This is a genomic window from Streptomyces sp. NPDC054841, assembly GCF_053611045.1.
In genome coordinates, this window is record NZ_JBSGZO010000022.1 from 1 (window position 1) to 23,802 (window position 23,802).

Annotated in this window: 20 protein-coding genes and 2 pseudogenes; 10 read left to right on the forward strand and 12 right to left on the reverse strand. The window is 71.6% G+C overall.

Annotated elements, in window-relative coordinates:
• Window positions 1-157: 157 nt before the first annotated feature.
• The 4 genes and pseudogenes from ACWGI8_RS05355 to ACWGI8_RS05370 form a co-directional block, all read right to left on the reverse strand.
• A pseudogene (locus ACWGI8_RS05355) lies at window positions 158-811 on the reverse strand (WS/DGAT domain-containing protein); the annotation flags it as partial.
• A pseudogene (locus tag ACWGI8_RS05360) lies at window positions 798-1,550 on the reverse strand (wax ester/triacylglycerol synthase domain-containing protein); the annotation flags it as partial. The pseudogenes ACWGI8_RS05360 and ACWGI8_RS05355, both read right to left, overlap by 14 nt.
• A 96-nt stretch (window positions 1,551-1,646) precedes the next feature.
• Complete coding sequence (locus ACWGI8_RS05365) at window positions 1,647-3,719, reverse strand: SpoIIE family protein phosphatase (RefSeq protein ID WP_453658771.1); 2,073 nt, start codon at window positions 3,717-3,719, stop codon at window positions 1,647-1,649.
• A 55-nt stretch (window positions 3,720-3,774) separates the two neighbouring features.
• The gene (locus ACWGI8_RS05370; RefSeq protein ID WP_453658772.1) at window positions 3,775-5,184 is read right to left on the reverse strand and encodes a DUF6777 domain-containing protein; all 1,410 of its coding nucleotides are present in this window, start codon (window positions 5,182-5,184) and stop codon (window positions 3,775-3,777) included.
• A 160-nt stretch (window positions 5,185-5,344) separates the two neighbouring features.
• Here ACWGI8_RS05370 and ACWGI8_RS05375 point away from each other — a divergent pair, with 160 nt between their 5' ends.
• The 3 genes from ACWGI8_RS05375 to ACWGI8_RS05385 are packed head-to-tail and all read left to right on the forward strand — an operon-like array spanning window position 5,345 to window position 8,231.
• On the forward strand, window positions 5,345-6,235 hold the full coding sequence (locus tag ACWGI8_RS05375) for a YndJ family protein (protein ID WP_453658801.1): 891 nt from the start codon (window positions 5,345-5,347) through the stop codon (window positions 6,233-6,235).
• 17 nt (window positions 6,236-6,252) lie between these two features.
• Window positions 6,253-6,831 carry a DUF1990 family protein gene (locus ACWGI8_RS05380; protein WP_453658773.1) on the forward strand — a complete coding sequence of 193 codons (579 nt, stop codon included), beginning with the start codon at window positions 6,253-6,255 and terminating at the stop codon, window positions 6,829-6,831.
• The gene (locus tag ACWGI8_RS05385) at window positions 6,798-8,231 is read left to right on the forward strand and encodes a lipase maturation factor family protein (RefSeq protein ID WP_453658774.1); all 1,434 of its coding nucleotides are present in this window, start codon (window positions 6,798-6,800) and stop codon (window positions 8,229-8,231) included. Before ACWGI8_RS05380 ends, ACWGI8_RS05385 begins: the two co-directional genes overlap by 34 nt.
• Window positions 8,232-8,311: 80 nt before the next feature.
• Here the strand turns inward: ACWGI8_RS05385 and ACWGI8_RS05390 are convergent, their stop codons facing one another.
• A complete protein-coding gene (locus ACWGI8_RS05390; RefSeq protein ID WP_453658775.1) occupies window positions 8,312-8,482 on the reverse strand; it encodes a hypothetical protein in 171 nt (56 codons plus the stop codon).
• Window positions 8,483-8,785: 303 nt separating this feature from the next.
• The gene (locus ACWGI8_RS05395) at window positions 8,786-10,282 is read right to left on the reverse strand and encodes an SDR family NAD(P)-dependent oxidoreductase (protein ID WP_453658776.1); all 1,497 of its coding nucleotides are present in this window, start codon (window positions 10,280-10,282) and stop codon (window positions 8,786-8,788) included.
• A 220-nt stretch (window positions 10,283-10,502) separates the two neighbouring features.
• Here ACWGI8_RS05395 and ACWGI8_RS05400 point away from each other — a divergent pair, with 220 nt between their 5' ends.
• The 3 genes from ACWGI8_RS05400 to ACWGI8_RS05410 all read left to right on the forward strand — a co-directional run bounded on the left by ACWGI8_RS05400 (window position 10,503) and on the right by ACWGI8_RS05410 (window position 13,430).
• A complete protein-coding gene (locus tag ACWGI8_RS05400) occupies window positions 10,503-11,303 on the forward strand; it encodes a serine/threonine protein kinase (RefSeq protein WP_453658777.1) in 801 nt (266 codons plus the stop codon).
• Window positions 11,304-11,366: 63 nt separating this feature from the next.
• On the forward strand, window positions 11,367-12,914 hold the full coding sequence (locus ACWGI8_RS05405; protein WP_453658778.1) for a protein kinase domain-containing protein: 1,548 nt from the start codon (window positions 11,367-11,369) through the stop codon (window positions 12,912-12,914).
• A gap of 165 nt (window positions 12,915-13,079) precedes the next feature.
• A complete protein-coding gene (locus ACWGI8_RS05410) occupies window positions 13,080-13,430 on the forward strand; it encodes an SH3 domain-containing protein (RefSeq protein WP_453658779.1) in 351 nt (116 codons plus the stop codon).
• A 33-nt stretch (window positions 13,431-13,463) separates the two neighbouring features.
• On the opposite strand, the gene glgC is transcribed toward ACWGI8_RS05410, so the two are convergent.
• From glgC to ACWGI8_RS05425, 3 genes are read right to left on the reverse strand one after another with little or no spacing between them, the layout of a single operon-like run.
• The gene (gene glgC / locus ACWGI8_RS05415; protein ID WP_453658780.1) at window positions 13,464-14,681 is read right to left on the reverse strand and encodes a glucose-1-phosphate adenylyltransferase; all 1,218 of its coding nucleotides are present in this window, start codon (window positions 14,679-14,681) and stop codon (window positions 13,464-13,466) included.
• Between the two features lie 38 nt (window positions 14,682-14,719).
• A complete protein-coding gene (gene glgA / locus ACWGI8_RS05420; RefSeq protein ID WP_453658781.1) occupies window positions 14,720-15,883 on the reverse strand; it encodes a glycogen synthase in 1,164 nt (387 codons plus the stop codon).
• Window positions 15,884-15,933: 50 nt separating this feature from the next.
• Window positions 15,934-16,614, reverse strand: a complete 681-nt coding sequence (locus ACWGI8_RS05425) for a (2Fe-2S)-binding protein (protein ID WP_453658782.1) — start codon at window positions 16,612-16,614, stop codon at window positions 15,934-15,936.
• A gap of 127 nt (window positions 16,615-16,741) precedes the next feature.
• Here ACWGI8_RS05425 and ACWGI8_RS05430 point away from each other — a divergent pair, with 127 nt between their 5' ends.
• Together ACWGI8_RS05430 and ACWGI8_RS05435 are read left to right on the forward strand one after the other, a co-directional pair.
• Window positions 16,742-17,383: a carbonic anhydrase gene (locus tag ACWGI8_RS05430; RefSeq protein ID WP_453658783.1), complete on the forward strand. Its 642-nt coding sequence runs from the start codon at window positions 16,742-16,744 to the stop codon at window positions 17,381-17,383.
• A 118-nt stretch (window positions 17,384-17,501) separates the two neighbouring features.
• On the forward strand, window positions 17,502-18,614 hold the full coding sequence (locus ACWGI8_RS05435) for a DMT family transporter (RefSeq protein ID WP_453658784.1): 1,113 nt from the start codon (window positions 17,502-17,504) through the stop codon (window positions 18,612-18,614).
• Here ACWGI8_RS05435 and ACWGI8_RS05440 read toward each other — a convergent pair.
• The gene (locus ACWGI8_RS05440) at window positions 18,495-19,808 is read right to left on the reverse strand and encodes a peptidoglycan DD-metalloendopeptidase family protein (protein ID WP_453658785.1); all 1,314 of its coding nucleotides are present in this window, start codon (window positions 19,806-19,808) and stop codon (window positions 18,495-18,497) included. The two genes, ACWGI8_RS05435 and ACWGI8_RS05440, sit on opposite strands and share 120 nt — an antisense overlap.
• 229 nt (window positions 19,809-20,037) lie before the next feature.
• On the opposite strand from ACWGI8_RS05440, the gene gndA reads away from it, so the two are divergent.
• Entirely contained in the window at window positions 20,038-21,480 is a 1,443-nt protein-coding gene (gene gndA, locus ACWGI8_RS05445; protein ID WP_453658786.1) for an NADP-dependent phosphogluconate dehydrogenase, read from the forward strand.
• A gap of 435 nt (window positions 21,481-21,915) precedes the next feature.
• On the opposite strand, the gene ACWGI8_RS05450 is transcribed toward gndA, so the two are convergent.
• Window positions 21,916-22,260, reverse strand: coding sequence for a GNAT family N-acetyltransferase (locus ACWGI8_RS05450; protein WP_453658787.1), 345 nt, complete (start codon window positions 22,258-22,260; stop codon window positions 21,916-21,918).
• A gap of 55 nt (window positions 22,261-22,315) precedes the next feature.
• Window positions 22,316-22,750 (reverse strand): aspartate 1-decarboxylase, encoded by a 435-nt coding sequence (gene panD, locus ACWGI8_RS05455; protein ID WP_453658788.1) that lies wholly within the window; start codon window positions 22,748-22,750, stop codon window positions 22,316-22,318.
• 341 nt (window positions 22,751-23,091) lie between these two features.
• Between panD and ACWGI8_RS05460 the strand changes: the two genes are divergently transcribed.
• The coding region (locus ACWGI8_RS05460) for an NAD-dependent epimerase/dehydratase family protein (protein WP_453658789.1) at window positions 23,092-23,802 on the forward strand (711 nt) is incomplete at its 3' end.

A 23,802-nucleotide genomic window follows, 5' to 3' on the forward strand; every position in this document is an offset into this window, starting at 1 on the left:
GGGCGCGGGGCTGCCCCCGGCCCCGCCCCCCCCCCCCCCCCGGGGGTTCCCCCCCCCCGGGCTCGGCCCCCCCCGGGGGGCGGGGCCCCACCCCCCCAATCGGGGTCCGGGGCGGAGCCCCGGTTCGGGTAGGGGCGGGCAGGGAAAGGCCCCGCCCCTACCGGGTCAGCGCCACCAGCGCCGCGAGCTCGTCCTCCATGCTGCGCGCGAGCCGGTCCACGTCCGGCAGCGCCTTGCCGTCGGCGACCAGGCCGACGTGCACGTGTCCGCCGTACGTCGACATCGCCACCGCGAGCGACTGCCCGCGGGCGAGCGGCGCCATCGGGTAGATCTCGCTGAGCGGGCAGCCGCCGAGCGAGAGCGCCGAGCGCGGCAGCGGCACGCTCGTGACGAGCACGTCGAAGAGCATGCGGGCGGCGTTTCCGGCCAGCGGCGCCCCGAAGCGGTGGGCGAGCGGCGGCAGTTGGTCGGCGATGAGGGCCACCGCCCCGGCGCCGCGCATCGGGCCCGCGGCCTTGTTGCGGTCCATGCCGCTGCGGACGGAGTGGAGCCTGACCCAGGGGTTGGCCTCGGTCACGGGCAGCCCGAGGAGATAGGCGGAGAGCTTGTTGCCGGAGCCGGACGGGCTGCCGGGACGGCGCCGGGACACCGGGACCAGGGCACTCGGATCGGTGAGGGGCAGGGCGTCGCCGCGCTCGGTCATCCAGCGCCGCAGCGCCCCGGCGACGGTGGCGAGCTGCACGTCGTTGGCGGTGCCACCGGCAGTTCTGCGCACCTGGTGCACATCGTCCAGGGAGAGGACGGCGGTGGCGAGCCTGCGCGTCCCGCTGGAGGTCGCGCTGAGCGCGGCCGTACCGCGCGGGTCGAGCCGCCCGGCCCGGGCGAGCGAGGCGCCGACGAGGGAGGCGCCGACGCGCCCGGCCCAGCTCCTCGATCCGGCCGCGGGCCATACCGGCGACCTGCCAGGGTCCCGGCAGCCAGGAGCGGGGCGGCACGGTCCGGGCCTTGCGTCCGTTCCTGCGGCCGCGGGGGTCGGCGATCTCGTCGAAGATCCCGGCCCCGATGGCGACGGCGCGCATGCCGTCGGCGAGTGCGTGGTGGAGTTTGACGAGCACGCCGAACGGGTCGCCCCGGCCTCCGGTGAGGAGGTACATCTCCCAAGGTGGCCGCCCGCGTTCAAGCGGACGTTCCATCAGTTCGCCGGCAAGCCTGGCGGCTTCCGCGGCGAAGTCACCGGCCGGGAGCCGCACTTGGCGGAGGTGCCGGCGTACGTCGAAGTCCGTGTCCACCATCCAGGCGGCACCGCCGACCGGCAGCAGGACGTCGCGCACCCGCATCCTGAGCCGGGGAATCGCGGCGGCGCGGGCGGCGAGCAGTGCGAGGATCTCCTCGCTGCCGATGCCGTTCCCGTCGCCGCTGCTGCCGTCCTCGGCCGCGGGCGGGGTGAAGTGGGCGAGCGCGCCGAGGTGCATCGGGTGGTCGGCGGTTTCGAGGTGCCAGAAAGCCAGATCAAGAGGTGCCAGAAGCTCGCTGCTCAAAGGGGTCCTCATGTCCTAGGGCCGGAACACAGGAGTATGCAGTCAATCGCCTGCGGTCGGTTACGGTCAAGTACAATCAGGTTACATAGGGTTACCATCCGGTAGTGTTCAGGTTGCCTGCCGGTCCGGAACGATGAACTCGCACCACACACATTTGCCGCTGCCGCGCGACTCCACACCCCAGACGTCCGCCAGCCGGTCCACCAGCATCAGCCCCCGGCCGGAGACCCCGGACTCCCCCGCCTCCCGGCGCCGCGGCAGCGCGCTCGACGGATCCTCGACCTCCACCCGCAGCCGCCGCTCGGGTCCCGACAGCACGCGTACGGTCACGATCGCGCCGCCGTCCGTGTGCATCAGGGCGTTGGTGATCAGCTCGTCCGCCGCCAGCTCGATCTCGTCGGACTTGTCCGCCGCGCCCCATGCGCGTACCGCGGCCCGGATCATGTGCCGGGCGGAGCTGAGTGCCTCGGGGTCGTTCTGGGCGACGTGCTGCTGCAGCCTTCCGCCGGTCTGCGGAGCGTATGCGCCATGGCGGCGCAGCAGCAGGATCGCCACGTCGTCGTCGCCCGCCCGCTCGTCGACCTCGTCGCAGAGCTGGTCGGCGAGCAACTGAAGGTCCTTGGGGCCGCCGCGGATCGTGGCCGTGAGCAGTTGCATCCCGTCGTCGAGGTCGGCGCCGGGCTGTTCGACGAGTCCGTCGGTGTAGAGCAGCAGGCTCTGCCCGGGGTCCAGTTCGACGGTGGCGACGGGGTATTCGAGGCTGCCGAACTCGGCGGACAGTCCGAGCGGGAGTCCGCCGTCCACCGGGATGCGGCGGCAGTCCCCGTCCGTGCTGAGCATCAGCGGGTCGATGTGCCCGGCCCGGACCATCTGGACCACACCCGTCGTCAGGTCGGCCTCCGCGTAGATGCAGGTCGCGAAGCGATCGGTGTCGAGCTCGTGGAGGAACACGGAGGCGCGGGCCATCACGGTCGCCGGGGTGTGCCCTTCGGCGGCGTAGGCGCGCAGGACGATGCGAAGCTGCCCCATCACCGCGGCGGCGTGCGTGTCATGGCCCTGGACGTCGCCGATGACCGCGCCGACGCGTCCGCCGGGCAGCGGGATGACGTCGTACCAGTCGCCGCCGATGTCCCGGCCCAGCTTGGCGGAGCGGTAGCGGACCGCGATCTGCGCTCCCGGCACGGAGGGGATACGGCGCGGCAGCATCGCCTGCTGCAGCCCTTCGGCGAGGTCGTGTTCCTGCTCGAAGAGGACCGCCCGCTGGAGGCTCTGCGAGATGCTGCTGCCGAGTGCGACGAGCAGATTGCGTTCTTCGGTGGTGAAACCGGTCTTGTCGCTGTAGAGCAGGCCAAGTGCGCCGATGGGGCGGGCCTGGGCGATGAGCGGCATGTAGGCGGCCGAGGTGATTCCGAGACCGCTGATGTGCGGCCACAGCCTCGGATAGGAGTCGGCGAAGTCCTCCTTCGACTCGATGAAGCGGGGCGCGAGGGTGCGGATGACCTCGCTCATCGGGTACTGCTCGTCGACCCGGGTGTACCGCGTGCCGGGCACGAACGAGCCTTCGGGACCCTCCGCGACGAGATGGATCCGGCCCGACTCCAGGAGCCCCACCACCATGCTGGTGGCGCCGAGGCGCTCGAGTCCGTGCGAGTCCTTGAGTACGTCGATGACGTCCTGAACCGTCCTGGCGTGCGCGAGCGCGGCCGTGGTGGTCTCGACGACGCTGGTCTGGCGCCTGCGTTCCGCGTCGAGCTCGACACGGGCGCTGGAGTCGGCGAGCTCCTGGGTCGCGTCACGGACGATGCCGATGATGCGGTGGGGCCGGCCCGAGGCGTCGCGCAGCACCGACCCCTGGGTGTGGGTCCAGCGCAGAGTTCCGTCCCGGCACCGGATACGGAAGTAGGCGCCGTACCTGGTGCTGCCGCTCTTGAGGGCCTGGGACACGAGCCCGTCCAGCCGGATCGCTTCGCTGCGCGGGAAGCGGGGGGCGAGGCTCTCGGGGCGTCCGTCGTACTCTTCGGCCGGCACGTCGAACACATCGAGAGCGGGCTGGTCCAGGTGCATCAGCCCGCTGTCGAGGTCCCAGTCGAAGCTGCCCATGCGGTTGAGGGCCAGACTCAGATCCGGGTGGGCGGGCCAGTCGTCGGGAAGCGACAGGGCACCCGCTGCCCGATCAACCATGGTGACACTCTGCCATCGTTTGTCCGATTTATCGAGCGGCGGGCTGACCGCCCGCTCAGCTCCGCGCGGTCTGCCCGTCGACGGGCGGCGCCGCGGAGTCCCCGGCGGCGTCGGGCGCCGCGGCATCCGGCGCCGCGGCATCCGGCGCCGCGGCATCCGGCGGCACGGCATCCGGCGGCACGGCATCCGGGAGGATCACATCGGGCCCGCCACTCGCGCCGTCACTCGCGCCGCCGCCCGTGTCGTCCCCCGTTCCACTGCCCGTGTCGTCACCCGTTCCGCTGCCCGTTCCGGCACCGCCGTCGGGACGGTCGTCCGGGCCCCAGAGCTCGGTACCGGACGGATCGAACGCGCCCTGGTCGTCCTGCTGCGGCTGCGGCAGCGCGTTGGGATCGCCCGGGTCGGCGGGCACGGGCTGGGCCGCCCCCGCATCGGGGCTGCTCGCGCCGGGGACGCTCGCATCGGGAAGGATGGCGTCGGGCCGGATGGCGTCGGGACCGCCGGTCGGGGCGCTGGGCACGCCGGGGCGGTCGGTGCCCGGGTCCTGGCGGTTCGGCTGCGAGGCGGCGGCGTCGGGGCTCGCCTGCTGCGGACTGGAGGTGACCGGGCCGGCCGGCAGGCCCGCCGGCGCCTCGGTGACATGGGTGCCGGTGTCGTACGGCGGTGGCACGTCGGGCTTGCGGTCCGCCTCGCCGTCCGTGCCGCTCTTCCGCTCCATCCAGGCGTTGCCGATGATGTCGACGATCATGAGGTTGTCGATCACATGCGCCGCGCGGGTGATGACGACGACGCGCCCGGGGTCGTAGCCCTTCCACGGCTTGCCCTGCTCCTCCGGGGTCCCGGCCGTGACCACGGGCGAGGCCAGTGGACTGCCCGAGGCACAGCGGACCCGGGGCGATCCGTGTTCGTCGACCAGGACGGCGGTCCCGGCCTGCAGGACGGTCTGATGGCGCTGGGCGGTCCCGTCGCGGTAGCCGTGACTGGTGACCCGGACGTCGGCCCTGAGCAGCACCGGGGTGAGCCCGCGCAGGAAGGCCGGGATGTCCTGCTGGCTCACGCCGGCCCCCTGGGTGAACGCGTCCCCCTTCACCCGGTCGGCCATGAGGAAGCGGATCTGCTGCTCGACGTCGCAGCTCGCGACCGAGCGCGTGCCGCCGTACAGCCCCGGCGTGGAACCGAGAACGGTCCGGATGGGCCGGACGGTGGACTCGGGGCCGCTCGCCCCAGTGGTACGCGGCGCGTGGAACTCCCCGGACGCGCCCGTGGTGGTTGCCGTCGAAGGGGTGAACGGATCAGGACCCTGATCCGCTGCCGGCTGCAGATGTACCTGCTGCGAGGCCGAGGTACCCGGCTGCCCCTGACCTGCCAAGCTGCTGCAGCCCGTGACCAGTAGAGCGGCCGTCAGGCCTGCCGACAGCGCGGCCGGCCCCGCGTACCGGCCTTGCTTCGGTGAGCGCACGAACATGTCCCGCCATCTCCCGCCTGTTGCGAATTGCACCCGGAGTGATCTTTGCGATCTCTCCTGTCATGCCGTATTCCGGCACAGCCCGCGACTTGAACACGTTCAGTTCCCGGCCTAAGCTCACGAACAGGAATTGAACACGTTCAAGCAGGGGGTGGGCATGATGACCGCTCTGGTCAACGCGATCGTGATGCTGGGCATGCTGGTGATCGTCCCGGCGGGTCTCCGGCTCGTCACCGCACCCGCTCCGGTGCTGTTGCGCAGGCTGTGGCCGCTGCTCGCCGCGCCCGGCGCGGTCTCCCTGTGGCTCCCGCGCGGCCCCGCCGCCACCGCACTGGCCTCGGTCTACGCCCTCGCCACCCTGGCACTGGCCCTGCACGCCCCGGCGCGGCTGCACCGCACCGTCCGCCGAGGCCCGCCGGACGCGGCACGCGCCCCCATCACCCCCGCCGAGATCGCGGTGCTCACGGCGCTGGTCACCCCGGCGGTCGCCGGAGTCGCCCTGGTGGCCGAGCGCTCGGGCCACCGCCTCTTCGGCTTCGACCTGGAGATCCTGGCGCTGACCGTGCCGCACTTCCACTTCGCCGGCTTCGCCGCCGCGCTGGTGGCCGGGCTGGTCGGCCGGGTGGCGCCCGGCCCCACCGCCCGTTTCGCCGCCCTCAGCGTCCCCCTCGGCACCCTTCTCGTGCTCGCCGGATACTTCCTCGACGACTGGGCCGAGCTGGCCGGGGCGCTCGTGCTGACCGCCGGAATGTGGGCCGTCGCCCTGCTGACCTGGCGGGACATCCGGACCGCCGGCGCCGGACGGCTGACGCGCGGCCTGTTCGCCGTGTCGGCTGCCGTCCTGGTGGCGACGATGCTGGCGGCGCTGAGCTGGGCGGTGGGCGAGGCCACCGGTCTGCCGCACCCGAACCTCACCTGGATGGCCGCCACGCACGGCCTCGGCAACGCGCTGGGCTTCGCGCTCTGCTCGGTGCTGGCGTGGCATCGGCTCCACGCCCCTGTACGCCCGCCGGGCATCGCCCCGCTGCCACCGGGCACCAACACCGTATGACCGGAGGAGACCGCCCCATGCGCACCACCGAAGCAGCCCCGAACTACCGGGAGACCGGCGCAACCCGTCTCGGCCCGCTCCCGGACGGCTACCACCACCTCCACCACCGCACCCGCATCGGCCGGGGCCGCGCCGTCTTCGAGGCCGCCGGTACGGCGGTCACCACCTGGCGGATGCATCGCGCCACGGGAGCGCGAGTACGGGCCGCCTCCCCGCACGCCGAGCCGGGGACCGCCGTCGAGGTGTCGCTCGGCATCGGCCCGCTGCGGTTCAGGGCGCCCTGCCGGGTGATCTGGACGGAGTACGAGCCGGCCCGCACCGGCTTCGCGTACGGCACCCTGGCGGGCCATCCGGAGAGCGGCGAGGAGTCCTTCACGGTGGAGCTCCGGGACGACGGTTCCGTCTGGTTCACCGTGCTGGCCTTCAGCAGACCGGCCCGCTGGTACTCGCGGCTCGCGGGGCCCCTCGTACCGGTGCTGCAGCGGCTGTACGCACGCCGGCTCGGTGCCGTACTGCGACGGATCGCGGCCGAGGCCGATACTGGAGGTACCGGAGGAACGCGATGGAGTGGTTCACGGCACCCGACTACTGGCTGAGCAGGCTGGTCTTCCAGCGGGCGCTCGCCGTGATCTATCTCGCCGGCTTCCTCGGTGCCGCACTCCAGTTCCGCGCCCTGATCGGTGAGCGCGGCATGCTGCCGGTGCCCGCGTACGTACGGTTCGTACCCCTGCGGCGGGCACCGAGCATCTTCCAACTGCACTACTCGGACCGGTTCTTCGCCTGCTGTGCCTGGGCCGGGGCGGTACTCGCGGCCGCCCTGGTGGGCGGTGCGGCCGATCAGCTGCCGCTGTGGACCGCGATGCTGTGGTGGGCGGTGCTGTGGGCGCTGTATCTGTCGATCGTCAATGTGGGACAGACCTGGTACGCCTTCGGGTGGGAAACACTGCTGCTGGAGACGGGATTCCTCGCGATCTTCCTGGGGAACGAGCGGGTGGCGCCACCGGTGCTGGTGCTGTGGCTGCTGCGCTGGCTGCTCTTCCGGGTGGAGTTCGGCGCCGGACTGATCAAGATCCGCGGCGACGAGTGCTGGCGGCGGCTGACCTGCCTCTACTTCCACCATGAGACCCAGCCGATGCCGGGACCGCTGAGCTGGTTCTTCCATCATCTGCCGGGGCCGCTGCACCGGGTGGAGGCCGGTGCCAACCATGTCACGCAACTCCTGGTCCCCGTCCTGCTGTTCACCCCTCAGCCGATCGCGAGCGCGGCGGCCGGGCTGATCATCGCGACCCAGCTGTGGCTGGTCCTGTCCGGCAATTTCTCCTGGCTGAACTGGCTGACGATCACGCTGGCGCTGTCCGCCGTCGACGGTTCCCCGTTCACCGGGCCGCATCCGCTACCCGGGCCGCCCATCTGGTACGAGATCCTGGTGATCGCGGTGACCGTGCTCGTGCTGGCCCTCAGCTACCGCCCGGTCCGCAATCTGCTCTCCCGGCACCAGGCGATGAACCGCTCCTTCGACCCGCTGCACCTGGTGAACACGTACGGCGCGTTCGGGACCGTCGGTCGGGTCCGGTTCGAGGTCGTCGTGGAGGGCACGGACGAGCGGGTACTGCGCCCCGGCACGGTGTGGCGGGAGTACGAGTTCCACGGCAAACCGGGGGACATCCGGCGATGGCCGCGCCAGTTCGCCCCGTACCATCTGCGCCTCGACTGGCTGATGTGGTTCGCGGCGCTCTCCCCCGCGTATGCCCGCCCCTGGTTCGGCGGCTTCGTCGAGCGGCTGCTCGACAACGACCGCGACACGATCCGGCTGCTGCGCCGCAATCCGTTCCCCGACGCCCCGCCGCTGTACATCCGCGCCCGGCTCTACCACTACGAGTACACGACCTGGCGGCAGTTGCGCGCCACGGGCGCCTGGTGGCAGCGGCGCTATCTGCGGGACTTCCTGCCGCCGACCCGGCTGAGCACGACCGATGTGACGGCCGAACGGGTGTGAACGGGACGCAACAGGGGTGCAAAACGTGTCGTACCCCCCGGCCCGTCATGGCCAGGGGGTACATGATCCAGCGACCGGCGTCAGTCGACGCCGGGCAGGATGTGCGGCTCCTCGAGGTCGTCCTCGTATCCGGCAAGCCGGATCGGTGCGGACCTGGCCCAGACCTCGAGGCTGCCGAGCTCGTCGAGCCGCCCGGCCCGTTCGCTGCTTGGCGCCGGTCGCTGGTCCTGCTTCGTCACTTCGGTTGTCACCGCGCACTCCTCTGTGTCGCGTAACAGGGGGACATGGGCATTCCGGTCGCGGTGGCGCCGTTTCCAGGCGGGATCGCGGCCGTGATGCGGGCCTGTCCCAGGGCGGCCGAGGGGTTTCGTGGGCCCTTGATGGCCGCCCGTGGGCTCCAGGGTAACCAAATGAGCGCCCCTGCGCTCGATGGGGAACGTCACATTGGATGTTTCTTTACCGAAACCGTGCGGAGGTGACGGCCCATCGGGTACAGCAAACCCCCGGGCGGCCCTGTGCGCCCGGGGGTTGCGGCTGTTCGGGTGACGGTCGGGTTACCAGTTCGCCGGCGCGTAGTCCTTGAGGAAGCAGCCGAAGAGGTCCTCGCCGTCCTCGCCGCGCACGATCGGGTCGTAGACCCGGGCCGCGCCGTCGACCAGATCGAGCGGGGCGTGGAAACCCTCCGCGGCCAGCCGGATCTTGTCCGGGTGCGGGCGCTCGTCGGTGATCCAGCCGGTGTCGACGGCGGTCATCAGGATGCCGTCGGCCTCGAACATCTCCTGCGCGCTGGTGCGGGTCAGCATGTTCAGCGCGGCCTTGGCCATATTGGTGTGCGGATGTCCCGCACCCTTGTAGCCGCGGCTGAAGACGCCCTCCATGGCGGAGACGTTCACGACGTACTTGCGCTTGGCGGACGACGCGGCCATCGCCGGGCGGAGCCGGCTGATGAGGATGAACGGCGCGGTGGAGTTGCACAGCTGCACTTCGAGCAGCTCCACCGGGTCGACCTCGGAGACCGTCTGGATCCAGCTGTTGGTGTCGTGCAGATCGGGAACGAGACCGCCGGCGTCGATGGCGGTGCCCGCCTCGATCCGGGCGAGCGACGCCGAGCCGGAGACCAGCGCCAGCTCGGTGACGTCCTGGGCGCTCAGCACGTCGGACTCGCCGGAGCGGGCGGCGGGCAGCGCGGCCACCCGGTCGACGCTGCCGCTGCCGAAGGTGCCGATCACCTCGGCGGAGGGCAGCTCGCCCGCGGGCAGCGGGGCGCCCTCGGCCACGACCAGCTCGCTGTACGCCTGCGGGGAGCGGCGTACGGTCTGCGCGGCGTTGTTGATCAGGATGTCCAGCGGGCCCTCGGCGGCGACCGAGTCGGCGAGCGCGACGACCTGCGCCGGGTCGCGCAGATCGATGCCGACGATCTTGAGGCGGTGGATCCACTCGTCGCTGTCCGGCATCGCCTTGAAGCGGCGGATCGCGTCGTTGGGGAAGCGGGTGGTGATCGTGGTGTGGGCGCCGTCGCGCAGCAGCCGCAGCGCGATGTACATACCGATCTTGGCGCGGCCACCGGTGAGGAGCGCCCGCCGGCCGGTCAGGTCGGTGCGGGCGTCACGGCGGGCCCGGTTCTCGGCAGCGCACTTCTGGCACAGCTGGTGGTAGAAGGCGTCCACCTCGACGTACCGGGTCTTGCAGATGTAGCAGGACCGGGGGCGCTGGAGTATGCCCGCGATCTCGCCGGCCACGGAGGAGGAGGGCAGCAGGCCCTGGGTCTCGTCGTCGATGCGCTCGGCGGAGCCGGTGGCGGTGGCCTCGGTGACGGACTTGTCGTGGGCGGTCTTGGCGGCCCGGCGCTCCTGGCGGCGGCGCTGCTTCACGGTCCGGTAGATCCCGGCGGTCGCCCGGCGGACCGTGATCGCATCCGGGTGGTCGACCTCGAGCCGGTCGAGTTCTTCGAGAACGCTCAGGCAGACGGCCAGGCGCTCCGGCTCGATGCCCGGCCCGTACTCCTCGTCCGGCCCGCTCTCCTGGACGGGGCCGTCCTGTGTCACCGTCATCGCCGCTGCCGTTCCGTTCCCTGTGTCGCGCGTGTCCCGCGTGTCCCGCGCGAAGTTTCCAAAAGCGGAACTTTACGCCAGTCGGGAGTCCGGATGCCAAACCGTGCCTCTTGCCCGACAGCCGGGACGAGTGAACCGTCACCCTCCGTGGCGACAGGTGGCACGAGAGTGACGGCCGCGGCATTAGAATGGCGGCGCCTGATGCGGGGGGAGGCGAAGCATGGACACCGTCATCGTGCAATTGCCGGAACGCCAGGAAGAGCGGCGGGGCGGACCTCAGGACAGGCGCCCGGGAAACAGGCCGGACAGACCCCGGCTGCTGCGCCTCGGTCCGGGAAGCACGGCGGAGTTCGGTCGCGGCGCGCCGGACACCCCGGTGCCCGTGGCCCTGGACGATCCCGGAGTGTCGCGCCGGGCCGGGCAGATCACCGCTGCCGAGGACTATTGGCGACTGTCGAATTTCAGCCGGACGGTGACCTACGTCGTCGAGAATCTCGAAGGCGCCGGAGAGCACGTCAAGGTCGCACCCGGCAGACTCGGGGCGCCCATTCCGTTCGAGTTCTCACGTGTGGTGCTTCCGGCCAGGGACACGGAGGCGTCCTTCAAGGTCTTCGCACCGGAGCACACCTATCTGGACGGGGAGCCGCTGCCGCGCATGGGCGAGCCGACGATGAGCCCGTTCACCCTCGATCCGACGTCGAAGTACTTCCTGGTGCTGCTCGCCCTGTGCGAGCCACGGCTGCGCCGCGCCTCCAGCGGAGCCGTGCCGGGTGTCGGCGACGTACTGGAGCGGCTGCGTCCCCTGGCGGCCTGCCAGGACCTGACGCGGTCCGCGGTGAACTATCACATCGACTACCTCACCTCGGTGAAACTGCGGCTGCGCGACGGGGCCGAGGAGCTGGAGGGAACCGTGGGCGGCAAGCGGGACGAGTTGGTGGCGTTCGCGCTCCGCTTCGATCTGGTCCGCGAGGAGCACCTCGCGCTGCTCGCACCGACGCCCGGAAGACCGGACGGGCCGTAGGGCCCGTCCGGGCCCTGGCGACCGACAGCAGCAGCGGCAGGAGCGACGCGAAAGGCGCACGGGATGGCTCGCGGCAGCATGCCCTCCATCAGCATCTCCCCCGGCTACCGGGTCGGACCGTGGACGGTGACCGAACCCGTGGGCGCGGGCAGTTGGGGCAGCGTGTACGCCGCCGAGCGCACGGCCGACGGCCACCCCGCCGCGATCAAGTTCCTGCGCACCGATCTGCTCACCCCCGGCCAGCGGACCTCCATGGACGAGCTGGTCAGGCGCGAGGTGCGGTTCGCGCTGGAGGCGGACCATCCGCATCTCGTACGGACGCACTCGGTCCTCACGGTCCGCGACCCGGACCGCCCTGAGCTGGACGGCCTGACGGCGCTGGTCATGGACCGGGCGGAGCGCAGTGTGCAGGATCTGGTCGCCGATGTGACAGGCGTCCCGGCGGCCGTGGCACGCCAGGTGCTCGACGGAGTGGCCGCGGGTCTCGCACACCTCCATGCGCGCGGCCGGGTGCACGGCGACCTGAAGCCCGCCAATGTGCTGCTGGGGCCCGGCGGTGCGGTCTGGCTCGCCGACTTCGGCCTCACCGCCGAGCTGGAGGGCACCCACGCCTATGTACTCCCGCTCGGTTCGCTCGACCACGTACCGCCCGAATGGTGGTCCGAGCGCACCGGCTGTCGCGGTACGAAGCTGCGCCCCACGGCGGACGTCTGGGCCTTCGGAGTACTGGCCCATCAGGTGCTCACGGGCGGACAGCACCCTTTCCCGGGCGCCACCGCGCGGGCGCGTGCGCTGGCCGCCCAGACGTACGCGCGGGGCGGCGCCCGGCTCCGTCTCGACGGGAGCGTGCCCGAGGGCTGGCGGCAGCTGATCACCGAGTGCCTGCGCCCGGACCACGCCTCCCGCGCCCGGCTCACCGCCGGGCAACTGGCCGGGCGGGTGAGGCTGCTGTGCCACGACGCGGGTGCGGTACGGCGCCGGCGCTCGGCGGTCCTGCTGGCCGTCGGCTCGACCTTGCTCGCCGCCGCGGCCGGCACGGCGGTGGTACTGGCCACCGGAGCGGGAACGGGGGCCGGCGGCGGCGCGACGGGGGCGAACGGCAGCACGGCGTCCGTTCGGAGCGGAGCGCCCGCCGGTGCGCTGCCGGCCCGCTCCGACGTCCCGCAGGCACTGCGCCCGCACATCGTCAATGCCGCGATGCGCTGCGCCCAGCGGGAGGTCACCCCGGCGCTGATCGCCGCGATGCTCAAGGCGGAAAGCGGCTTCGACCCCGACGCGAGCCGTGTCAGGACCAGCAACGGCATCCGCATCAGGGAGCACGGCATCGCGATGTGGACGCCGGAGGTCTTCGGACCCTGGTCCGTGGACGGCGACGGTGACGGCCGCAAGGACTACATGTCGGCGCCGGACGCCATTGCCACGATGGGGCCGTATCTCTGCTACCTCGACAACCACTTCAAGCAGAACGGTCTGCACCGGGATCTGCCGGCGCTGATCGCCGCCGGGTACCGCACGAGCGCCCGCGTGGTCACGGAGGAGCGCGGTGTCCCGGCCCGCACCCGGCCGTATGTGGACGAGGTGATGAAGTACCTGGCGGAGTACTCGCGCTGAGGGTTCGTGAGGGTGCCTGAGGTCCTCCCTGACATACGTCAGGTACACCGTGAGGCGCGTCTGGCCGATCGTGGATCACGCAGGGGAAAGCCGCACCGGCCTTCGGGGGATCCGACGGGAGGCCGGTGCGGCACCACATCGCCGGACCAGGAAGGAACACCGGACATGCAGATGGCCAGGTTCAAGAAGGCGCTGACGGGGATCGCCGTGGCGGTCGCCACCACCGGGGCCGTCGTCGCCACGACCGGCGCGGCGGCCGCATCCGCCGCGCCGGCAGCAGCGCCGGCAGCCGCACAGCACCGGCAGGCCGCCCCGCAGCAGGCACACCAGACGTGCTTCGTGAACGACAACGGGGTCAACTACCGCGGCGGCCCGGGCACGGACTACCCCGTGCTGGGCCAGGTCGACAAGGGACAGGGGTTCGAGGCGCGGGGACAGGAGGGGAACTGGGTGATGGGCGACCTGTGGGGCGGCCGCACCGGTGTCTGGATCCACGTGGCCTACCTGGACTGCTGACGCGGGCCGAAGGGGCAGCCGCTGCGGCCGGGTTCACAGCACCGGCTGCCCCTTCCCCAGGGCGATCACTCCGCCCTTCGACACCGTGTACAGCTCCTGGTCCCGCTCCGGGTTGACGCCGATCGTGGCGCCGGGCGGGACGTCGACGTTCTTGTCGAGTACGGCCCCGCGCACCACCGCGCCGCGCCCGATCCGTACGTTGTCGTGCAGGACCGAGCCCTGGACGACGGCTCCCGGTTCGACGCTCACACCCGGTGAGAGCACGGACCGGGTGACCTGGCCGCGGATCACGCAGCCGGGGCTGACGACCGACTCGCTCGCGATCCCGCCCGCGCAGAATCTCGCGGGCGGCAGCTGGCCGGAGTGCGTATAGATGGGCCAGCGGCGGTTCTCCAGGCTGAAGACGGGCCGTTCCGCGATCAGATCCATATGGGCTTCGTAGTACGAGTCGAGCGTGCCCACATCGCGCCAGTAGCCGTGCTCCGCCGCGCTCTCGCCCGGCACGTGGTTGCCGTCGAAGTCGTAGAGCTGCGCCACCCCCCGCTCGGTGAGCATCGGCAGGATCGATCCGCCCATGTCGTGCACCGAGCGCGGGTCCTCGGCATCCCGGTGGAGCGCGTCGACCAGCACCTTGGTGGTGAAGAGGTAGTTGCCCATGGACGCGAACACCCGGCCGGGATCGCCGGGCAGCCCCGGAGGATCGGCGGGCTTCTCCAGGAAGCGTTCCACCCGCGTGCCGTCGGTGGCGGGGGTGATGATGCCGAACGACGAGGCATCGGTGCGCGGCACTCTGATCCCGGCGACGGTGACGCCCGCCCCGCTCCCGATGTGCTGCTCGAGCATGTGCCGCGGGTCCATCCGGTAGACGTGATCGGCGCCGAACACCGCGATGTAGTCCGGCTGTTCGTCATGGACCAGGTTGAGGGACTGCAGGATGGCGTCCGCGCTGCCGAGATACCAGCGCGGGCCGAGGCGCTGCTGGGCGGGTACGGGCGTCACGTAGTTGCCGAGCAGACTGGACATCCGCCAGGTGGTGGTGACATGGCGGTCGAGGGAGTGCGACTTGTACTGGGTCAGTACGCAGATCCGCAGGACGTCCCCGTTGACGAGGTTGGACAGCACGAAGTCGACGAGCCGGTACGTACCGCCGAAGGTGACTGCCGGTTTCGCCCGGTCGGCGGTGAGCGGCATCAGCCGTTTGCCCTCCCCGCCCGCCAGAACGATCCCGAGCACCGAAGGTCCACCGCGCATCGCGCCCCCTCACGCCGTCGGCTCGCGCCGTCAGTTCGTCAGTTCGACTTGAGCGTCTCCTCGTACACCTCGTACGTGCGCCGGGCCACCTGGTCCCAGCCGAACTCGCGGACCGCGCGCTCCTGCCCGGCCTCGCCCATCCGCCGTGCCGTGGCGGGGTCGTCCAGCACCCGGTTCAGCGCTTCGGTGAGCCCTGTCTCGAAGTCCTGCGGATGCCCGGAGTCGTACGGGACGAGCAATCCGGTCAGGCCGTCCTCGACGACTTCCGGGATACCGCCGACCGCGGACGCCACGACCGCGGTGCCGCAGGCCATCGCCTCCAGGTTCACGATCCCCAGGGGCTCGTAGACGGAGGGGCAGACGAACACGGCCGCATGGCTGAGCAGCTGGACGACCTGGGCCCGCGGCAGCATCTCGGCTATCCAGTGCACCCCGTCGCGCGCCCGCCCGAGCTCGTCGACGAGCTCCCGGAACTCGGCCCCGATCTCCGGGGTGTCGGGTGCTCCGGCACAGAGCACGAGCTGGGCGCCGGGGTCCAGCGCGCGGGCGGCGCGCAGCAGATGCGGGACGCCCTTCTGGCGCGTGACACGACCGACGAAGAGGACGTACGGGCGGGCGGGGTCGATGCCGATGCGACGCAGTACGTCCGTGCCGGGGTCGGGCCGGTAGAGGGAGGTGTCGATGCCGTTGTGGACGACGCGGACCTTGGCCGGGTCGAGGGCGGGATAGCAGTCCAGGATGTCGGCGCGCATCCCTCGTGAGACGGCGATGACGGCGTCCGCCGCCTCGATCGCGGTCCGCTCGGCCCAGCCGGACAGGGCGTAGCCGCCGCCGAGCTGCTCGGCCTTCCAGGGCCGCAGGGGTTCCAGCGAGTGCGAGGTGACGATGTGCGGGATGCCGTGGAGGAGCTTGGCGAGATGGCCGGCGAGGTTCGCGTACCAGGTGTGGGAGTGGACGACTTCGCGGCCCTCCAGCGCGGCGGCCATCGACAGATCGACGGAGAACGTGCGCAGCGCGTCATTGGCCCGGTCGAGTGCGGCGAGTGCGGTGTGGCGTACGACTCCGTCGGCGTCGCCTTCGCCCCAGCAGTGCACGGCGAGGTCGGTCAGGGACCGTAACTCCCGGGCGAGGAACTCCACATGGACTCCGGCGCCGCCGTAGACGTCCGGCGGATACTCGCGTGTGAGCAGTCCCACCCTCATGTCTTGATGGTCACTCAGACCGGGCCGGGGCGGAAGACCACTGCGGGTGCTTACTGCTGCGGCGGGCGGTCGAAGACGCAGTCGCCGCACAGTCCGCCGCCGGGGCAGCGGTAGTAGAGGCAGCAGCTGGTCCGGCGCAGCGCCGGGCCGCGTACGGTGCCGGTCAGGTCGGGGTGGCTCAGGAGTCCGGCCGTGAGGTCCGCGGCCCGCTCGGCCACCTCGGGGCGGCCCTGCGCGTGTGCCCAGCGGCCGAGTTCGCGCAGGGCGCCGGCGAGCGCGGAGCCCGCGTTGCCCCGGAGCAGCCGGGGCGAGATACGGACATCGCTGCGGACGGCTTCGGCGAGTGGTACGAGATGTCCGTACTGCACGGCCGCACGGATGGACTCGACCGTGCCGGGGAGGGTCCGTGTCCGTGTCCAGCGCAGATCGTCGGGCGCGGTGAGGGCCGGGTCCCAGTGCAGGGCCGCGGCTGCCGGGTCGGGGAACTCGCCGTGGAGCGCGGCGGCCCCCAGCGCCGTGGACCAGAGCCGGGAGGCGAGCCCGAGATGTGCGAGGGAGGCGGCGACCCTGCGTTCGGGGGTGCGCAGCCGGGCCGCGACGAGGTCGACGCGGGGGGTCAGCGGAGCGAGGTCTCCCGCGTACAGCCGGGCGAGGGGAACATGTCCGGTGCCGGGTTCCCCGTGCCGTACGGCGAAGAAACCGCCCACCGACTCCAGCTGTTCGAGATCCACACGCCCTACTTCAGTCAAAGTCCGGTAGAAGATCGATCAAATCAAAACCGTCGCTGTCGGTTCACTGTCACCTTGCCATGTGACTCTTCGAAACCGCCGAGCGGTACTCGGCATGACGGCCGCGGCCATGACCGTGGCATTGCCTTCCGCCCGCGCCGCGACGCCCACGGCTCCCCGCGGAACGCGCGCGCCACGCCCCACCGCCGCCGGCGAGGCCCTGGCCCTGCTGCGCGCGGGCAGCATCCGGTGGGCCGCCGAGCGGCAGCGTCACCCGCACGACGACGCGGGGCGCCGCCGCGCGGTCGCCGTGGCACAGCACCCCTTCGCCGTCGTGCTCGGGTGCATCGATTCACGGGTGCCGCCGGAGCTGGTCTTCGACCAGGGACTCGGGGATCTCATGGTCATACGGTCGGCGGGCCAGGCGCTGGACGAGGCCGTGCTCGGCAGCATCCAGTACGGAGTGGAGGAGCTGCACATCCCGCTGGTGCTGGTCCTCGGTCATGAGCGGTGCGGGGCGGTGTCCGCGACGGTGGACCACGTGCGGACGGGCCGGCCGGCGACCGGCCACCTTTCCCGGGTGATCGATGACATCGCACCGTCCGCGCGCGCGACGCAGCACTTGCCCGGGGACTGGGTGGAGAACACGGTGCGGGCCAATGTCGCCCGCATACGGCGCACCCTGGCCGCGGACCCGGCCTTCGAGGGAGCCGTCGTGGCCGGGGCACGCTTCGACCTGGACACCGGAAAGGTCTGTTTCGACCGGATCTGATCGGGTCATTCGCCGGGACCACCACCGCGGTTGTACTCCCGTACTCCGTCGGCAGTACGACCCAGTGTGTGCTCAAGGACGACGACGCGGGCGGCCCGCGGGGGAGATCGTGGAGCCCATGAGCACCCTCGCACTGTCCGTGCTGCTGTCCCTGGTCTCCGCGGCCGCCTACGCGGCCGGGGCGATCGTGCAGGAGCGCGTGGCCGTCGGCGCCCCCGCCCGGCCCTACGCACCGATGCACAGCGCCGTGTGGTGGGTGGCGATCGCACTCAACGGACTGGGGGCGCTGCTGCATGTGCTCGCGCTGGCGTACGGGCCGCTCAGTCTGGTGCAGCCGCTGGGCGCGCTGACGCTCGTGCTCGCCCTGCCGATGGCGGCGCTGTTCGCCGGCGGCGCGGCAGGAGCCGGGGCCGGGGCCGGAGCCGGGGCCAGGGCCGGGGCCGGGGCGACGGCATGGCGCGGCGCGCTGATGGCCACGGCGGGCCTGGCCGGGCTGCTGGCACTGACGGGCGCGGCGGACTCCGGGGCGGGCGGGGGGCAACTCGGCGGCGGAGAACGGTTGGTGCTCAGCGCGGCGGCGTTCGGCACGATCGCCGCCTTCTTCGTCACCGCACAGCGGGTGCGCCGCGCCGTCGTACGGGGCGTGCTGCTGGCCGGCGGCGCGGGGGTCGCCTTCGGCGTCGCTTCGGTGTTCACCAAGACCGTCGTGGCGGACTGGCTCGACGGCGCACCCGGCGGCGCGGCCCCGCTCCCGAGCCTGCTGGTGATCGCGGGTCTCGGCGCGACGGGGCTGCTGCTGTCCCAGGCGTCCTACCGGGGCGCCGGGCTCACCGCACCGCTGGCGACCGTGACCGTCGTGAATCCGGTGGTGGCCGCGGCGGTCGGCATCACACTCCTCGGAGAGCGGTTCCAGTACGGGGCGACGGGCGCGGTGCTGGCGCTGGTGTGCGCGACCGTCGCGGCCGCCGGGCTGACGCTGCTCACCGCGGAACGGCCGACCGCGGCCCCTGCCCCGGATACACCGTATGCCTCACGGAAGTCGCATGCGTCTCAGACGTCCGAGGCGCCTGAGGCGTCACAGACGTCAGAGGTGCCTGAGGCATCTGAGGCGTCAGATCGTGACGCCTCCCGAGCGCAGGTACGCGAGCGGATCGATGTCGGAGCCGTACCCCGGCCCCGTGCGCACCTCGAAGTGGAGGTGCGGTCCGGTGCTGTTGCCGGTGGATCCTGAACGGGCGATCCGCTGGCCGCTGTTGACCTGCTGCCCCTCGCGCACATTGAGCGCCGACAGATGCGCGTACTGGCTGTACTTGCCGTCCGTGTGCCGGATGACGATCTGGTAGCCGTACGCTCCCGCCCAGCCGGCCGAGACGATCCGGCCGGAGGCGACGGCCTTCACCGAGGTCCCGGTGGGCACCGGGAAGTCCACGCCCGTGTGGTAGCCGCTGGACCAGGACGAACCGGCCTTGCCGTAAGGGGTCCCGGTGCTCGCGGCGACGGGCGCGCTGAAGCCGGCGGCGCGTCCGGCCCGGTCGGACCGTTCCTTGTGCCGCTGCTCCTGCTTCGGCAACGCCTTGGGCTTCGCCTTCGGCTTGGGCTTCGCCGCCTGCGGCTTCTGCTGCTGCGACCCGGCGACGGGCTGCCGGGCCTCGGGCGGCTGAGCCTTCGGCCGGCTCTGCGGCGGACTCTTCGGCCGCGCGGGTGCGGGCGCCGTGGCCCGCACCACCAGCCGCTGGCCCGGATGGATGAGATCGGGGTCGTCACCGACGACCTCGCGGTTGGCTTCGTACAGTGCCTGCCAGCCGCCCTTGACCCGCTCGGACCGCGCGATGCCCGAGAGCGAGTCGCCGCGCGCCACCGTGTAGCTCTCGCGCTGCGTGGGGACGGTGGTCGGCGTCGCCACATGCCCGGCCTGCACGGTGCGCCCACTCCGCTTGCTCGGCCCGGCCTGTCCGGCCTGTCCGGCCGGTGCGGACTCCCGGGCCTGTCGGTTCTCTCCGGACCGCGGCTCGCGCTGCCGCTCCGGTGAGACATCGGGTACGTCACCGCCTCGGGTGAGTCCCGCCCGTACGGAGCAGGCCGGCCAGGCGCGCGGTCCCTGCCCCTTGAGCACCTTCTCGGCGATGGCGATCTGCTGGTCCTTGGTGGCGAGGTCGGCGCGCGCGGCATAGACCGTGCCGCCGTAGCCCTCCCAGGTGGACTGGCTGAACTGGAGACCGCCGAAATAGCCGTTGCCGGTGTTGATGTGCCAGTTGTCGGTCGACTCGCAGGCCGCGACCTTCTCCCAGACGTCCACGGACGCGGCGTTCGCCATGCCCGCCCCGATCAGCGGCAGGGCCATTCCCGCGCCACCCGCCGTGACGGTGAGCGAGGCCCTGTTGATACGGCTCGGCTGGTATCGGCGGTGTCGTCCGCGAACGGCCATGAGTCCCCCCTTGAACGCATCAGCAGCGGACAAAACTATGGGCTCGGAAGAGGCCATGACAAGGGTGTGCGCAAGGCGCCACGGCGCACAGGGGAGCCGTCGTTCGGCGGAACCGGGGAATCCTGCGCCCCTCGAGCGACTTGAGGCCTCATGAACGCCGCAGTCCCGTGACCCGTATTCATACTGGCCATGGGGAGGGGCACTTCCGACGGACTCCAGGAGCACACGCATGAGTGGTACCGCCCAGATCGGCGTCACCGGGCTCGCGGTGATGGGCCGCAACCTCGCACGCAATTTCGCGCGCAACGGCTTCACGGTCGCCGTGCACAACCGGACCGCCACCCGCACACGCGAGCTCGTGGAGGCGTTCGGCGACGAGGGTTCCTTCGTCCCCGCCGAGAGCCCCGAGGAGTTCGTCGCAGCCCTGGAGCGTCCACGCCGCCTCGTGATCATGGTCAAGGCGGGCGATCCCACGGACGCGGTGATCGAGGAGTTCGCGCCGCTGCTGGAGCCCGGCGACGTCATCATCGACGGCGGCAACGCGCACTTCGCCGACACCCGGCGCCGCGAACGCGAACTGCGCGAGCGCGGGATCCACTTCGTGGGCGTGGGCATCTCGGGCGGTGAGGAGGGGGCGCTGCACGGGCCGAGCATCATGCCGGGCGGCTCGGCCGAGTCGTACACCTCGCTCGGCCCGCTGCTGGAGAAGATCGCCGCGAAGGCCTCGGACGGCACCCCCTGCACCACGCACATCGGCCCGGACGGCGCGGGCCACTTCGTGAAGATGGTGCACAACGGCATCGAGTACGCGGACATGCAGCTCATCGCGGAGGCGTACCACCTGCTGCGCGACGTCGCGGGCTACTCCCCCACCCGGATCGCCGAGACCTTCCGCGGCTGGAACACCGGCAGGCTCGATTCGTATCTGATCGAGATCACGGCCGAGGTGCTGGCCCACACGGACGCGGCGACCGGCAAGCCGTTCGTCGACGTCGTCGCCGACCGGGCCGAGCAGAAGGGCACCGGCCGCTGGACCGTGCAGATCGCGCTGGACCTGGGGATTCCGGTCTCCGGCATCGCTGAGGCGGTCTTCGCCCGCTCGGTCTCCGGGCACGCGGACCTGCGGGCCGCCTCGCACGCCCTGCCCGGGCCCACCCCTCAGCCGCTGGGCGAGGAGGAGGCGGCCCGCTTCGCGAGCCAGGTCGAGCAGGCCCTGTACGCGTCGAAGATCGTGTCGTACACACAGGGCTTCCACCAGATCCAGGCCGGCAGTAACGCCTACGACTGGGACATCGACCTGGGGGCCGTGGCGTCGATCTGGCGTGCGGGGTGCATCATCCGGGCCGCGTTCCTCGACCGCATCCGGGCCGCGTACGACGCCCAGCCCCACCTGCCGAGCCTGCTCTCGGACAAGCAGTTCGCCGAGGAGATCGGCGCGGCCCAGGACGACTGGCGTGCGGTGGTGGCGGCAGCCGCGCGGCAGGGCGTGCCGACGCCCGGCTTCTCGGCCGCGCTGTCGTACTACGACGCGCTGCGTGCGCGGCGGCTGCCGGCGGCGCTGACCCAGGGCCAGCGCGACTTCTTCGGCGCCCACACCTACCGGCGCACCGACCGTGACGGCTCGTTCCACACGCTCTGGGGCGGCGACCGGTCGGAGGTGCGCACGGACTAGGTGTATCGCCCTGTCAGCCGGGCGGGGCGGGCGGCGGTTCCGGCTCCGGTACCGGTGCCGGTCCCGGCGGCTCGGGGATCGGTTCCGGTGCGGGGCCGGGCGGCGGCTCAGGCGGCGGGACAGGACTGGGTGGCGGGCCCGGCCCTGGGCCCAGCGGGTCCGGGGGCGGGGTCGGTATGGGCGGTACGGGAGGGGGCTGCGGGTGGGTCATACCAAGCTCCTGGGAGTCGATGGAGCCTATGGCTCCAGGTTCCTCCGTTGCGCGTGCCCACGCGCGGCGGATCCACGCGTCGGTGGCCCTGGCTCGCGCCGGCAGCTGCTCGACGGCCGGATGCCGCGGCTCCAGTCCCAGGCTGCGGATTCCGAAGACGCGGATTCCGCAGCCCGGAATCCGAGGACGCGGATCCCAGGCTGCGGAATCCGAGTCCGGCGTCGTCACAGTCCCGGGTGGTGCTCCGCCAGCTGCCGCTCGGCCTCCTCCACCAGCTCGGCGGGCGGCACGGGCGCCTCGTCGGGATGGCGCAGCGCCCACTTGGCGGCGTAGGGACACAGCGGCACGACCGGCACACCCTCACGGGCGGCCATCGTGTAGAACTCCCGGACCAGTGACCCGCCGATGCCCTTGCCCTCGTGTCCGGACTCCACGACGGTGTGCACCGCGACAAGCCCGGCGGGCTCGGAGTCCATGGTGAAGTACGCGATGTGGCCGGCGAACACACCGTCCTCGTATGCCTCCAGCCGCCCGGCGGCACGGTCGTCCCGGAGCTCGGGGTCTGCCATGGTGCTCTCCTCCGTCCGTTGCCGTTTGCGGTCTGTTCGGGCGCGCGCGGTCTGTTCAGGCCCTGCCGGCGGTGGCCGGGACGGCGTGCGGGCTGCTCTCGGTGTCGCTGCCGGGCACCGGCCGCGACGGGTCGGAGCCGAGCTCGACGATGCGGTTGCGGCTGTCGACGTGGACGACGCGGGGCACCAGCGTCCGGGCCTCGGCGTCGTCGACCTGGGCGTAGCTGATGAGGATCACCAGATCGCCGGGATGCACGAGATGGGCGGCAGCGCCGTTGATGCCGATGACACCGGAGCCGCGTTCGCCTTCGATGACGTACGTCTCCAGGCGCGCTCCGTTGTCGATGTCGACGATGTGGACGAGCTCGCCGGGGAGCAGGTCCGCGGCTTCCATCAGCTCGGCGTCGACGGTTACGGAGCCGACGTAGTGGAGGTCGGCCTGGGTCACGGTGGCCCGGTGGATCTTGGACTTGAATAGGGTACGAAGCATTCAGAACTCCCGAAATTCGCTCCCTGCCTGCTTTCTGCAGGTCAAGGGCTGTTTTGTGCCTACAACAGCACGCTCCCCGGCAAACGCCCGCCACTCATCGAGGGATTTACGCTGACCGCTTGCTGAGTTGGCTGACAGATCGCTAGTTCGACACCGAAGACTCTTCATGGGCTTCCACCTCACCCACGACCGAGAAGCGTGACCAGAGTACGGACCGGCCCCCGGAGCTGCATTGAGATCCCGGTCACGTCACGTTGAGGCGAAAGAGGGGCGGTCAAGGGGGCTGCACTCAGGGACGTCCTGGAGCACCAACTCGGCGGCGGGGCTCCGGGGCCTGGATCGTGGTCGGCATCGCCCTGCCGGCACTGCTGGGCGGTGTCACGCCCGCACTCGTATTCGTTGCGGTCGCGCTCCGACCTCGGTCCACTCGGGCGACGGAGCATGATCGACGCTGGCGCGTAGTGATCTTGGCAAGAACGCTGCATGATGAAAGCCTTGCGGTCATGAAGATCCTTGTCATCGGTGGAACTGTCTTCCTGGGCCGTGCGCTCGTCGACGAGGCGCTCCGGCGTGGCGACGAGGTGACGTTGTTCAACCGCGGGCAGTCGGGCCCGACGCCTTCCGGTGTAGAGGCGGCCCAAGGGGACCGCGAGGATGAGACTGCCCTGCGTGCGCTGGCGGAAGGGCGAACCTGGGACTGTGTGATCGACACCTGCGGGTTCGAGCCACGTACCGTGCAGCGTTCGGTCCGGGCGCTGGCCGGGCACGCGGGAGCGTACGCGTTCGTCTCGTCCTTCCATGCCTACGCCGACTGGCCCGCCAAAGGGGTGGACGAGACCTTCCCCCGCCACGCCTGCTCTCCGGACGCCTCACCGGACGACGTGCCCTACAACGCGCTCAAGGCCGGATGCGAGCGGGCAGTGGAGGAAGGTTTCCCTGGACATACTCTGATCGTCAATCCCGGCATCATCGTCGGACCCGGAGAGAACGTCGGACGCCTCCCATGGTGGCTGGAGACCATCGCACGGGGAGGCCGGGTACTGGCTCCGGGC